The 13556-nt window shown below is 40.3% G+C and carries 14 protein-coding genes; 4 read left to right on the plus strand and 10 right to left on the minus strand.

The window, feature by feature from the left end; translation table 11 throughout:
- Positions 1 to 32 precede the first annotated feature (32 nt).
- Genes FCU45_RS09330 through FCU45_RS09345 form a run of 4 tightly spaced genes read left to right on the plus strand, consistent with a single transcriptional unit; the run spans position 33 to position 3863 of the window.
- Positions 33 to 557 (plus strand): YceI family protein, encoded by a 525-nt coding sequence (locus FCU45_RS09330; RefSeq protein ID WP_170175853.1) that lies wholly within the window; start codon positions 33 to 35, stop codon positions 555 to 557.
- A gap of 12 nt (positions 558 to 569) precedes the next feature.
- Positions 570 to 1898 carry a magnesium transporter gene (gene mgtE / locus FCU45_RS09335; protein WP_137014605.1) on the plus strand — a complete coding sequence of 443 codons (1329 nt, stop codon included), beginning with the start codon at positions 570 to 572 and terminating at the stop codon, positions 1896 to 1898.
- Positions 1899 to 1911: 13 nt separating this feature from the next.
- The gene (locus FCU45_RS09340) at positions 1912 to 3135 is read left to right on the plus strand and encodes a dicarboxylate/amino acid:cation symporter (RefSeq protein ID WP_137014607.1); all 1224 of its coding nucleotides are present in this window, start codon (positions 1912 to 1914) and stop codon (positions 3133 to 3135) included.
- 26 nt (positions 3136 to 3161) lie between these two features.
- Positions 3162 to 3863: a tetratricopeptide repeat protein gene (locus FCU45_RS09345; protein WP_137014609.1), complete on the plus strand. Its 702-nt coding sequence runs from the start codon at positions 3162 to 3164 to the stop codon at positions 3861 to 3863.
- A gap of 14 nt (positions 3864 to 3877) precedes the next feature.
- On the opposite strand, the gene FCU45_RS09350 is transcribed toward FCU45_RS09345, so the two are convergent.
- The 10 genes from FCU45_RS09350 to FCU45_RS09390 all read right to left on the minus strand — a co-directional run bounded on the left by FCU45_RS09350 (position 3878) and on the right by FCU45_RS09390 (position 13499).
- The gene (locus FCU45_RS09350) at positions 3878 to 4573 is read right to left on the minus strand and encodes a response regulator transcription factor (RefSeq protein ID WP_137014611.1); all 696 of its coding nucleotides are present in this window, start codon (positions 4571 to 4573) and stop codon (positions 3878 to 3880) included.
- Positions 4563 to 6089, minus strand: coding sequence for an oxygen-binding di-iron domain-containing protein (locus tag FCU45_RS09355; RefSeq protein ID WP_137014613.1), 1527 nt, complete (start codon positions 6087 to 6089; stop codon positions 4563 to 4565). The genes FCU45_RS09350 and FCU45_RS09355 overlap by 11 nt, the downstream gene beginning before the upstream one ends.
- Positions 6082 to 6822, minus strand: coding sequence for a uroporphyrinogen-III C-methyltransferase (gene cobA / locus FCU45_RS09360; protein WP_137014615.1), 741 nt, complete (start codon positions 6820 to 6822; stop codon positions 6082 to 6084). Before cobA ends, FCU45_RS09355 begins: the two co-directional genes overlap by 8 nt.
- Positions 6822 to 7961: a cytochrome D1 domain-containing protein gene (locus tag FCU45_RS09365; RefSeq protein WP_137014617.1), complete on the minus strand. Its 1140-nt coding sequence runs from the start codon at positions 7959 to 7961 to the stop codon at positions 6822 to 6824. The genes cobA and FCU45_RS09365 overlap by 1 nt, the downstream gene beginning before the upstream one ends.
- The gene (locus FCU45_RS09370) at positions 7961 to 9082 is read right to left on the minus strand and encodes a radical SAM/SPASM domain-containing protein (RefSeq protein ID WP_137014619.1); all 1122 of its coding nucleotides are present in this window, start codon (positions 9080 to 9082) and stop codon (positions 7961 to 7963) included. Before FCU45_RS09370 ends, FCU45_RS09365 begins: the two co-directional genes overlap by 1 nt.
- Entirely contained in the window at positions 9083 to 9388 is a 306-nt protein-coding gene (locus FCU45_RS09375; RefSeq protein ID WP_137014621.1) for a c-type cytochrome, read from the minus strand. It lies immediately after the preceding gene.
- Positions 9389 to 9592: 204 nt separating this feature from the next.
- Positions 9593 to 11236, minus strand: coding sequence for a nitrite reductase (locus tag FCU45_RS09380; protein ID WP_137014623.1), 1644 nt, complete (start codon positions 11234 to 11236; stop codon positions 9593 to 9595).
- Positions 11237 to 11301: 65 nt separating this feature from the next.
- Positions 11302 to 11469: a hypothetical protein gene (locus FCU45_RS11615; RefSeq protein ID WP_170175851.1), complete on the minus strand. Its 168-nt coding sequence runs from the start codon at positions 11467 to 11469 to the stop codon at positions 11302 to 11304.
- A gap of 10 nt (positions 11470 to 11479) precedes the next feature.
- Positions 11480 to 12904, minus strand: a complete 1425-nt coding sequence (locus tag FCU45_RS09385; protein ID WP_137014625.1) for a cbb3-type cytochrome c oxidase subunit I — start codon at positions 12902 to 12904, stop codon at positions 11480 to 11482.
- Positions 12894 to 13499 carry a c-type cytochrome gene (locus FCU45_RS09390; RefSeq protein ID WP_246032282.1) on the minus strand — a complete coding sequence of 202 codons (606 nt, stop codon included), beginning with the start codon at positions 13497 to 13499 and terminating at the stop codon, positions 12894 to 12896. The genes FCU45_RS09385 and FCU45_RS09390 overlap by 11 nt, the downstream gene beginning before the upstream one ends.
- Positions 13500 to 13556: the final 57 nt, after the last annotated feature.

Genomic DNA, 13556 nt, shown 5'->3' on the forward strand with positions numbered 1-13556 from the left:
ATAGCACTTAATTTAAATAAGAAGGATTTATGATGAAAAAAATATTTATGATGTTGCTTTTAGCACTCCCGCTCTTTGCGATGAACTTAGAGCTAAAAAGCGGTTATGTGGCTGCACACACAGAGATGATGATGGATAGTACGATCGATCCGATCAATAATTACCTCAAGGCAGATATAACTATAGAGAATAACGACATTACTACGATCAAGGGCAAATTTTGGCTTGAGATGACTCTTTTTACAAGTGATAAGAGCGATAGAGATAAAAGTATGTATGAAGAGATAGAAGCAGAAAAATTCGCTTTTGCTACCTATATAATATCTAGTATAGTAAAGAGCGAAAAAGAGGATGGTTATGTTATTAACGGTACGCTTGATTTTCACGGAGAGAAGAGAGAGTTAAGCGCAGACGCTAAAATAACAACGGTGAATGGAAGTTTGATTATAGAGGCAACCTCTATGATATTGATGAGCGATTACGGTATTGAGATGCCTTGTTTGATGTTTATGTGCGTGCGTGATCAGGTTGATCTTTTAATAAAAGCTACATTTTAAGACAGCTGTTGAATGAATAAACTAGAAGAGTATTTAAATGCCCATGAGTTAAGCGAGATCCACCCATCGGATATTGCAAAGATACTTAAACAGCTGGATGATGCAGAGTTTGCATCAGCACTGAAACTTATACCAAAAGATCTCATCGGTGATGTTGCCTTAGCACTTCCCGATAGATATTTTGACGATGTTGTTGAGAACTTCAGTGTTGAGGAGCTTAGAGATGCGGTCCTAGCGCTAGAGTCTGATGACCAAGTGGACTTTATGCATGAACTTCAAGAGGTTGATGAGAGCGTAGCTTTAAAGGTTTTTGACACACTTGATGAAGATGACAAACAAGAGATCATAAAACTTCAAACTTACGATGAAGATGAAGCCGGCGCTCATATGCAGCTTGAGATCTTTACTGCATATAAAGATGAAATAGTTCATGATGTTATAAAAAGGTTCGCGGATCTAAGGCGTGAAAAAAAGATAGAAAATATTCAAAATCTCTTTATCATAGGAGATGACAACAGACTCCTCTATACCGTAGGTTTAGATGACTTGCTGGTCTTTGATTTCAGCAAGACACTTATAGAGAATATTGAGCAGAGCGAAGATAGTTTTGAACCTAAGAAGGCAGAAGACAGAGAGAACATCAGAGATGTTGTTCACTATTTTGAGGAGTATGATCTCTCGGTAATGCCTATTGTAAATGCGTACGGTATTTTGCTAGGACGTATCACATCAGATGACATCTACGACATCATAAATGAACATGCAACCGAGCAGATGTACCATCTTGCCGGAGTCGATGATGATGCAGAAGAGTATGATGAGATACTAAGAGCAGGTAAGAAGAGAGCCTCTTGGTTGGGGATAAATCTATTTACAGCAATACTTGCCTCCATCGTTATAGGTTTTTTTGAAGATACTCTGCAAAGCATGGTCGCGCTCGCAGTCTTGATGCCGATCGTCGCTTCAATGGGTGGAAATGCCGGAACTCAGAGTCTGACGGTTGTCGTAAGACAACTAGCCTTAGGTGGGATATCTAAGGGTGATGCAATGAGGATCATAAAAAAAGAGGTTCTTATCTCTTTAATGAACGGATTTATATTCGCCATCGTCATGGGAGTGGTAGCTGCGGTATGGTTCGAGATAAATATGCTCGGCGTTGTAATTGCTCTTAGTATGGTCATAAATCTTTTAATGGCAGGTCTATTTGGAGCGGCGATACCGCTTTTTCTTAAAAGAGTTGACGTTGATCCGGCGATCGGAAGCACCGTAATACTAACTACGGTAACTGATGTTGTAGGATTTTTTAGCTTTTTAGCACTTGCAACCTATATCTTATTGTAGGCTTTGTTAATAGATGATACAAAAGATCAAAAAGTACTCCACCGTTAACAGATTGGTTCTCTTGGGCATAGTGCTCGGAGTTCTTTTTGGTGTTTTTTTTCCGCAAGCAGCATTAAAGCAGAAGATAATAGGGGAGATGTTTATAAGCTTTTTAAAGATGCTCGTAGTTCCGCTTGTCTTTTCGAGCATCTATGTCTCGATCGTAGGGCTTGGAAGTCTGCACACTCTAAAAAGTATCGGGCTTAGAACTATTGCGCTCTATATTTTAACAACGGCACTTGCGGTTTTTACGGCTATTTTGGCGATGAATATGATCCCAATCGGAGACGCTGTCTCTGCTCAGGGATTAGAGTATGCAAAAGCTTCTGAGGTGGCATCTTTCTCTTTTGGCTCAATGATTCTAAGTTTTATCCCTACAAATATATTTCATGCCCTAAGCAACGGTTCTATGATGCAGATAATCGTCTTTTCCGCTCTATTTGGTATAGCTTCCCTGCATCTAAAAGAGGAGAGAAAGCAGTTGATGCTGGACTTTTTTACCGCAGCTACAAACGCAATACTTACAATGGCGGAGTGGATCATCAAGCTTACACCAATAGGTGTTTTTAGCCTTATCTCTTACGTTGTAGCTGAGCAGGGAGTAGAGGTGATACTAGGTCTTTGGAAATATGTACTTATGGTAATCTCCGTTTTGCTTATTCATGCTCTTATAACCCTGCCTGCGGTTTTAGCTTTTTTTGGACGAGTCAACCCTTTTAGATATCTAAGCGATATACGCGAAGCACCTATTATGGCGTTCTCAACTGCATCTAGTACGGCAACACTGCCTGTATCGATGCGTGTTGTAGAGGAGGTCGGGGGTGTTGATAAGAAAAATGCCTCTTTTGTTCTGCCTTTGGGCGCTACCGTTTCAATGGACGGAACTGCTGCATACTTGAGTATAGCTGTGCTCTATATATCCCATCTTGCAGGGGTAGATTTAAGTTTTACAGATCAGCTCTGGCTTGGAGTGACCGTTGTTGCATTAAGCGTGGGAGTTGCGGCACTTCCAAGCGCATCGCTAGTGATGATGGTAGTAATCTTAAACCAGCTTGGTCTGGCTGTTGAGTATATAGCGTTGATAGTTGCAGTTGACAGGATACTGGATATGGCTAGAACATCCGTAAACGTTACATCCGATATAGTTGTCGTAAAAATTGTAGATCAGTTGCAAAAGATTAAAAAGCCGAGTGTATAATAAAGAATCAATTTAAAGGATGGGGAATGTTTAAATTTATAGTTGTTGGTTTTTTGTTGCTTTTAAATTTGCATGCTGATAATAAATCGGCTTTAGAAGCTTTTAAAAAGGGAGATTACAATAGAGCGTTTGAGCTTTATGAGAAAAATGCAAAGAGCGGGGACGCGGTGGCACAGAGCGCGCTTAGCTATCTTTATGCAAACGGACTTGGCACAGACAAAGATACGCAAAAATCAATAGAGTGGCTTGAGAGATCTGCGCAGAGCGGCAACGTTAATGCCCAGTATGATTTGGGGATGTTTTATCTGCGAGGCAATAATGTAAAGCAGGACAGCCTAAAGGCGTTTGAACTTCTTAGCAAGGCTTCTGAACAGAACAATGCAAATGCTCAGTATGATCTTGCTCTGATGTACTACAGAGGTGACGGTGTTGATCTAAATGTTACAAAATCAGCCCAGCTCCTAGAGAGTGCGGCAACATCTGGGCATAAGATCGCCGAGCAGAACATAGGACGTGTCTATATGCAGCTTTTAAATTTTGACGAAGCATCCAAATGGCTTGAGAAAAATGCGGCAGATGGCGATGAGGCGGCTTACTATCTTTTAGCAGAGATATACTGTAACCAAGAGAAGTTCGCCAAAGCAAGAGAGTGGGCACAAAAAGCTATAGATAGCGGTAATGAAGAGGCAAAAGAGTTATATAAGAAGTACGAGCTGCATAAATACTGAGAGTTTTAAAACTCTTATATGGATATTGGAATAACTTTGTACCCCAGTCCGTAAATATTATGTACGGTGTTTTCTGGTAGTTTTGTTCTAAGTCGCTTCATAAGGGATGTAACAGCATGTGATGAGAACTCTTTTTCCTCTTTTCCTTCGTGAAGATATCTAAATATCTCCTCCGCAGAAAAAGAGCGGTTTGGTTCTGAGAAAAGGAGTCGAAGAAGAAGGTTCTCCATCTTTCTTAGTTTTATCTCTTTAGATTTTTCCCATAGAGTATCTGTATCGTAATCCCAATATGTTGTCTCAGTCACATAAGCCCTGTTTGTTGTTTTTCTTATAAGCTCTACCGTCTCCAAGAGAACGCTCTTAAGAGCATCTGTCTTTATAGGTTTAATAAGATATGTCTCAAGATGCAGCTTTATAGCATTAAGCAGTTTCTCCTGATCGGAGTGAGCGCTCATAACTATGATCTTTGTCTCACTGTCATACTTTCTTATCTTTGCGATCATATCTAAGCCGTCAAGATTCGGCATGCTGATATCGGTCAATATGATATTTGGACTCTTCTGCTTATATATATCATAAGCTTCATTACCACAAGATGCAGTGTACACTCTGTTGAAGAATATCTGTAGATACTCAGAGAGAGTTTCACGCAATTCCGCCTCATCTTCTGCCAGCAATATGGAGATGTCTTTGATCTTTTCAATTTTCATTTTTAATCTTTATGGTGAATTCTGCGCCAAGTTTTTCTTGGTCTTTGGAGTGGACATTTTTTGCGCCTAGCACACCGCCCATATTCTCTTCTATGATCATCTTCGCAATATGCAGACCGAGCCCCGTGCCTATTGATTTATGTTTTGTGGTGAAATATGGATCAAATATCTTGGTTAGGTTCTTTTCATCAATTCCACCGCAGTTATCTTTTATTGATAGAGTTATAGATTCATTGTCTCCGTACAGAGAGATCGTTATGTCGGGATTGATTATCTTTTTGATGGCGATTAGGTCATTGATGTTTGATAAAATAGAGACGATAACCTGTACAAACTCATTCATAAGCCCGAAAATCTTGTAGTTGCTATTTAGAGGCAGGTTTAGATTGATCCCTCTCTCATTTGATTTAAGATTTACTAAATCAAGCGCCTTTTCTACAGCCTCATTAATACTAAACCAAGACTTCTCTTTCTCAGGAGTATAGTAGCTCATAAAGTCCTCTATTGTCTCGGACATATAGATAACTCTCTTCTCCATCTTCTCAAGCCTGTCTGCTATCTCATCCTTGCTTAGCATATCTGCTTGGTTCTTCTCTTTTAAGATCGCAAGAGATGTATTTATGATTGCCAAAGGCTGTCGCCATTGATGAGCAATATTTCCTATCATCTCTCCAATTTCGGCTCTTTTTGACTGCTCAGAAAGCATGAGATCTCGCTCTCTAAGTGATTGTTCTTTTCTCTTTAGCTCATCTATGGTATTTATAAGCTCTTGATTGTATTTGTTATCTATATAGAGCCCACAGTCTAGGTTTTTCATATCGTGTATCAGTTTAGGGACATACTTTTTCTCTATAATGGAGCCGTGCTGAGGAGCGATCATCTCAATGTCAAGTTTCTCTATTTTGCTAAGTGCATAGTTGAAAATATCTTTGCTTGGCATATACTCTTGATGAAACTGCTTGGCTTTGAAAAAATAGCTCTCATCCGCATAGAAATCCCATGACTCATCGATTCCTCCAAAGATGTCGCCTGAGAAAAGAATCTTTGAATCAGGATCATAGCTGACAAACGCCCCTGGAGAGTGGCAGTATGGGGTAGTTAAAAACTCAAGTTTCATGCCGCTTGAAGTCAGCAGCTGATACCCTCTTTTATCAATCTCATAGTAGCTTGAAGTAACAAGATAGTGTTTTATCAAAAGAGACATTCTTGAGTGGGTTACAATTTGCAGATCATCTCTGTTTATAAGCTTCTCTATCTCAGGTACTGCAGCGGCAAGATCTGGGTCTTGGTGGTGGAGGATAATATATTTTATAGAGCTTATATCGATAAGCATTTTTACTTTTCTAACGGTCTCATCAAACTCTATCATGGAACCTGGATCGATTAGAATTGACTCATTGCCGTTTTTGATGAGGTATGGATGACATTGAAAAGGGTCGCCTTTTAGGTGCATGCCGACCCAGTAGATATTTGGTGCGATTAAAACCGCTTCGGAGGTATCTAGTATCTTAGACATTTTCCTCAAACCACTGTAACTGTTCTCTAAGCTCAACGACTTTCCCTACAACTATAAGTGCAGGAGTCGGGACATCTTTGGCTTTTTCTACAATATTTTCCAGTGTCCCTACAACAACGCTCTGATCCTTAGTGGTTCCCTTTGAGATGACTGCACAAGGGTAATCTTTTGCTTTGCCTATTTCGATGAGTTTTTTTGAGATCTTAGGAAGATTGTGAAGACCCATTAAGAAGATGATAGTGTCATCGGTTTTAAAGTTGCCCCAAGGTATCTGAGACTCTTTTTTATGAGGAGATTCATGTCCTGTTACAACTCTAAAACTTACAGCTATGCCACGATGTGTAACCGGTATACCTGCATATGCCGGAGCACTGATAGAGGAGGTTATTCCAGGTATGATTTCAAACTTAATATCTCTTTCACGCAGATATAGAGCCTCTTCACCGCCGCGTCCAAAAACGAACGGATCTCCACCTTTAAGGCGCACCACATTTTCATATTTCAGTGCATTTTGGTAGATAACCTCGTTAATGTCATCTTGAGGCATGATATGTCTGCCATCCTCTTTGCCTACATATACAAATTCGCAGCCGTTTTTTGCCTCTTTTAATATATCAGGGTTGGCTAAGCGATCATAAATGACAACATCCGCCTCTTTGATAACTCTAAGTGCTTTTAGAGTCAGTAGCTCAATATCACCAGGTCCTGCTCCTGTTAAATAGACTTTACCCATTACTTGTTTTCCTCTTCGTAAATAAATAGACCCGATGGTTTTTTGACATTGTATATCTCACGAGAGAGATACCAATCTTTTGTGTTTATAACTGCTATCTTGTTTGTGTCGTTTACTGAGATATAGAGATTTGGTCTAAGGTTGGACCATCTTAGATGAAGGACTTTCCCATCAAACTCAAATCTTTTTACGATCTCAAGAGTTTTTGTATCTATGATCTGAACAACAGGAAATTTATCGCCGCTGAAAGTGACCGCCATATGTTTTTGATCCGGGCTAAGAGCCGTAAAGACTGGAAGTCCCTCTGTCTCAATGTTTTTTACAAATTTAAAGTCCGGAGTGTAGACAAGAACTTTATTGTTTCCGACAGCAGGTATAAATACGTGACCATCGCTTATGCTCCAAAAACCGAAGTGCGGTACTTTTAGAACAGGTTTTCTGTCTTCAAGCAAAATATCGATCTTTGAGTATGTCATCGTATCAAGATCTACAACACCAAAAAAGTCACTTTTAAAAAAACCGGTAATAAAGTGGTTGTTTTTTATCATAGCGTCAAAAGGCATAACGCCTACATCTTCAAACTCTTTATGTATCTCAAAATCAGGCAGACCTTTGCCCTCATTTTTATCTTTTAACACGGTTATCTTGTCGTTGTCCATCTGAGAGAAGATAAGATAGTTCTTATACTGTTTGATACCGACATTTTTTGAGCCTGTTTCAAATGATTTTATAGGGTTTAGATCTCTATCTAGAATATCAACGCTCTTTTTAGCGTAGTTTGCGACAGCTATATAGTTTTTTGTAACGGTAAATCCGATAGCGCTGTCACTCGTTTTAAACTCTTTGATTATCTTCTCTTTAACGGGATCAAATTTTATGATATATCCGTCACGGGAGATGACATATCCGTCGTCGTCGTAAAACTTGACAACACCGTGATTCATATCATGCATGCCCTCCATGTGGTTTCTTGTAAGTCCCTGATCTATGATCGCAAGTGAGCTGCTCTCTCTCTCGACTATAAATATTTTGTCGTTTCCTCTTAGCTCAGCAAGAATAGGATTTAATCCTTTCGCCTCGGCATTTACAAAGATTGCCGCTAAAAGTGACACACTCAATACTATTTTATCTATCTTCATTAATTTTTCCTTCTCTCTTGCTCGCTTAGGTAGCATGACGGATCTTCGCTCCAGAGATCGCCTGTGATCGCGTAAGCTCTTGATCTAGAGCCTCCGTTACAGATATCAATCTGCTCACACTCTGAACAGATGCCGCTTATCTGGCGTCTTGGGTAAATTCTTAGCTGGTCTAGCAGTTCGCCGCTCTGCCAGATCTCACCGAAGTCCTGTTTCGTTATATTTCCGACTGTTAGCGGGAAGAATGGGTCAGGTCTTACATCGCCTTCGCTGTTTATATTAAGGAGCTTGCGACCAGCACTGTTTCCACCCCAAGAGACAAGACGCTCTCCCATAGTCTCTTTTAGATGTGGGTATTTTTGGGCAAATCTATTTAAAAATAGAATTGCATCCTGCTCCATATTTCCAGTGACTATCTCGATGTCTCTGCCGGTCTCATAGTATTCAAATGCCTTGTCAAGGATGAACTCGACCGCCTCTCTTCTTTGCTCTTTTGATAGATCCATTTTTAGGTTATCGAGTCCGCGTCCTGAGTAGACTAGATGAGAGATATATATCTTTGGAATATTCTCTCTCTCCGCAAGGTCAAAAATATACTCCAAAGAGTTGATCGTATCTTTTGTAACGGTAAATCTTATACCTACTTTGGCTCCGGTTGCATTTGCAAGCTGAACCGCTTTAAGCGTCTCTTTGAACGCCCCTTTTAGGCCTCTGAAATAGTCGTGCGTAGGCTCATCACCGTCAATACTGACACCGACGTAGTTGAAGGTGCTTACAATGCGCTCAATATTTCCTTTTGTGAAATAGAGACCGTTGCTTGAGAGGTAGGTTATTATCCCGTTGGCTTTACAAAAATCTGCGATCTCAAAGAGATCTTTTCTTGTAAGCGGCTCACCACCTGAGAAGATAATGAACTTAACGCCATTTTCCTTCATCTCCAAGATAGTCTTTTTGATCTGCTCCGTCGTTAGCGTATCAACTTCATCAAGTGTTGATTTTGAGTAACAGTGAAGACATGAGAGGTTACAACGGTTCGTAAAGTTCCATATCGCAATAGAACCGTCAAGAACTCTCTCAGGTTTGCCTTCAACGACAGATGATATAAGGTTTGATAATCTGAACATCTATTTGCCTTTGTATGAGAGAACATATTTTGCAACTGCCTCTCTCTCTTTGTCTGTTAATTTTAATTTTGTCATTACCGTACGCTTATATCCAAAAGCCTTATACATAGACTCAGGGTCTAAAATATATGCCTGAATCTCATCATAAGAGCGCTTGGAAGCTATCTCTGTAAAAGATGGACCGAATGCTTCGGAGATCTGATGATGACATCCCCAGCAATAAGTCTCAAAAACTACCTTTCCATCTACTTCATTTGCAGATAAAAGGGAAGTTAAAGCGAGCGATATTAGTATACTTTTTTTCATAATTATCTCTTTACCTTTGTATATAATTCTAGCCAAATCAAGCTTGAATCTTGGCTTAATGTTGTCAAAAATTATTAATCTCTGTAGTGCTGTACAGCTGAGAAGCTTTAGATGCTGTTAAAGTTTATGAGTATTTTTTAGTTGAGAAACTTAATTGTTAAAAATAAAAAAAGTTTTCTCTCCACAAGGGAGAGAAGGAGCAAATTATGCACCTGGAATAGTTTGTCTGTGCTCGATAGAGTAAGTAAACGTAGGAGTTGTTAAACCAGTGATGTATTTAACGAACTTACCTGTTTTAGCTTCATAAATACCGATACGACCAGCATTCCACTCAGAGATCATAGTCCAGTAACCGTGGTTAGCAGGCTCAGCGTGAAGAATTCTAGGAACAACTACGTTGCCTTTGTCATCTTTAACTGTCGGAACATCCCATGAGTAGAGAGTCTTGTGAGTTACAGGATCTATAACAGTACCTTTTGTTGTACCTACAGTGATGATTCTGTCAACTTCAAGAGTCTGCTTGTTGATCAAGTGAACTTGATTCCAAACATCGCTTGAGCCAAGAACGTTATCAGCCCAAAGGAACGGAGTGTGCTCAGATGTACCGATGAACAGTCCACCGCCGCCGATTGGAATCTGACGAATAACGTCAAAGTTGCTGTCCCAGATAGTTACCTGTCCTAGGTTCATGTTAACAGTAGCACCAAGTTGTTGTCCTAGACCCTCATTAAACCAAGAAGAACCTTGACCCGGGTGTGGCTTAGATGCAGGGCCTGTATAGATTTTTGTAACTAAAGATTTAGTTTTAAAGTCTACAACACCTACAACGTCACTTCCTTGAGAAGCGATAAATAGGTAACGACCTATCTCTTTACCCTCATTTAAGAAACCATCGTGAAGGATATCACCGATATTTGGAATATCTCCAACGATTGGAAAGTTAGGTTTAGAGTAATCTACGATGTATACGTGACCACCGTCTTTAAGTGCAAATGCGAAATAAGGACCGTATGGAGTATCAAAGATACCAGCTACACGAGATGAATCGATGTCACCGTTTGGCTTAATAACACTTGACGTCGGATAAACTTTTAGAGGTTCCAATGTCATCGCATCCATAAGTACAGCACCGCCTGGAACATAGTTACCAGCCATTAGGTATTTACCGTCCGGTGAAACTGCAAGACCGCGAGAGTCGGAACCAACTTGGCACTCAGCAATTTTTTGCTGCCCTGGAGTGTTAAGGTCAAACATGGTTACAAGACCTGAACGAGAGATCGAGTAAGCATAACGAGGCTGACGTTTATTTGTAACCGTTACGTGAACAGCAAAACCAGCAGGGTGCTTTGATAAGATCTTGCCGTTTGTACCATCAACGAAAGCAACACGCTCAGCATCACGCTCTGTTACGAAACAGATATCTGTATTTTTCTTAACATCAGCAGCATTTGGGTACTGAGTGAAGAATTTCATTCTGTCGTTTAACGGCTTCCATCCCTCTTTTACAGTCTCAAGAGTAAGCTGCTTGATCTTTCTGCCTTTGAAGTGTTGAATATAATCAACCATAGCATCAGCATCATCTTTAGTAAATTTATCTTTAAACGGAGGCATCGCTGTACCAGCTTTACCGTTTAAAATAACTTCTGCAAGCTCATAAGCGTTTTTCTTAGCAGTAACTGCAGGACGTAAATCAGAACCAACACCACCCTCTAGGTTAGGACCGTGACAACCTTGACACTCTTTTTCAAAAACCAACTCTACATCCATCTTGCTAGACGCTTGGACAACCATACCCGAACCCACTACTGCCATTGCAGCAACTGACATAACTAATTTATCTAATCTCATTTTATTTCTCCTTCTAAAATAGACGAATATGCGGGCCCGAAGGCCCTGCACGACTAATGGCTAAATTAACCCTCTTGCTCTAAACGAGCTTTCTCTTGCTTGTAGATCCAAATCATTGGAAGTACAATCAAAGTGTGTAGAAATATAGTTAAGGTTAACGGACCTTGCGCCAATGTACCGAAAAAGCTAGGCACAACATCTACGAATGGCTCAAACATTGCAGTTGAATTCATCTTTTACTCCTTAACGTACGTGATGAGCAGCTTTACCGATGCTCAATAAGTCTTTAACTAGGAAGAAGAAACCTATGAATGTAATTACACCCATAATAACCCTCCAGTTCATACCTTGGATTAGCCATATAGTTGACTGACCAGCGAAGTAACCTTCCCATGTAGCACCCCATTGTGCACGTGAAACGATAAAGTCCGCATAACCAGCAACAGTAAGCGCCATTGTCATACCAAGAACACCACCAACGATCATACTAGTTGCCCAGATAGTCGATTTAGTGTTGTTCATTACTTTAATGCCGTTCTTACCTTGAACAGCCATATACATCATACCTATAAGAATAGTAGCATAAGCTCCAAAGAACGCCAAGTGTCCGTGCGCCGATGTAAACTGTGTACCGTGCGTATATAGGTTAACCTGTGGTAATGTGTGGAAGAATCCCCAAATACCAGCACCTAAAAAGTTACCGAATGCATTTAAAACGAACCAAGTAAAAGCAGGTTTGTTTGTAATAACAGACTGCTCAAGACCTTTTGCGTCCTCTTGACCTTGCATTTTACCCCAGTCATAAAGAACGTGGATAAACATCGCAACAAGCGGTAGCGGCTCTAGTGCAGAGAATAGTGCACCAATTTCCCACCAGTACTCAGGTGTACCGATCCAGAAGTAGTGGTGACCAAGTCCTAAGATACCTGAACCAAATAGCATTGAAACTTCGATCCATAACCACATCTCAACAACTTTACGGTGTGCACCGATCATTGTTATTAGACCGTAAGCTGCAATCGAACCAACGAAAACTTCCCAAGTAGCTTCAACCCATAAGTGGATTACCCACCACCACCAGAACTGATCTATAGAGATGTTATCTGTCCAGAACATACCAGCTAAATATAAACCTGCAAAAGCGATCATATCTGCCATTAAAACAGTTACGATTCCAGAGCGGTTACCCTTCATACCAGTCATGTAGAGGTTAGCAACAAATCCAAGAGCAACTACCACTATAGCAAAGTCTGCCCAGCGAGGAGCTTCAATATACTCACGACCCTCATGGATAAACCAGATAGATGTCTCATCTGCAGGTCCAACCTGAATAAATAGATAAACAAGCACGACAACAACGATAGCAGCAGCAAATGCCCAGAAAAGAAACTTTCCTAAACCGATACCTACAGTCTCTATACCTGTCTCATCTGGCAGTAGCCAGTAAACTGAACCAAACATAGCAAAAACCATCCAAACAACAAGTGCGTTGATATGTATCATTCTTGCAACCGAAAAGTCAACAACTTCAAACATGAAACTTGGCATTACGTATTGAATAGCAGCGACAAGACCAAAAAGTAGTTGTGCACCAAAAATTATTGCAGCAAAGGTAAAATACCATGTTGCTAATTTTTTAGACTCATATTTTAAATAACTATTTGCCATTGACTGCTCCTTCTATTTTTCCAAAGTTTCTTGGGAAACCATTTGTATCTATTGATGACATATGTTTTAAGAAAGCAACTAGACCTTTAGCCTCTTCAGCAGTAATACCAAGGTTTGGCATCATACGTGCGTGAGTAGGGTATTGAGATGGAAATTGTAAAAATTCCGCCATAGCCTCTTCTTTTGTATTTTTACCTGTCATTGCCTGCATTGGACCGTTAGGACCCCAAGCCGGATCTAGCCATGCTTTTGTCAAATCCGGAGCGTAATATGCACCGTTTCCAAGAAGCGTATGACAGTTCATACAGTTTTTAGTTTGTGAAGCTAGTTTTCCTAAGTGAAGTAACTCACCAGCCTCTTCTTCGCTCCAGTCATCTCTTCCGAAGAACTTCTCTTTTTCCTGAAAAGATGATCTTCCCTCTGCGTTTGCTCCACCGATCACCGGAACTTCGTGATGACGTTTTTTGTCCATTTCATAAGTAATCTTATAATTAATAACCGTAGGTCCAGGAACCCTTTTGGTTACACCATTTTCTAAATCAGCATCACTACCCATTGTTATCTGTGGTATCGTATCGAACGTTAGCCACAACAATAGAACTGATGCAACTCCTGTTATCCATCCTGCCGAACGTTGCCAGAAGCGATTGTC

Origin of the sequence: Sulfurimonas crateris (assembly GCF_005217605.1) — a bacterium.
In the GTDB taxonomy this organism is placed as follows: Bacteria; Campylobacterota; Campylobacteria; order Campylobacterales; family Sulfurimonadaceae; genus Sulfurimonas; species Sulfurimonas crateris.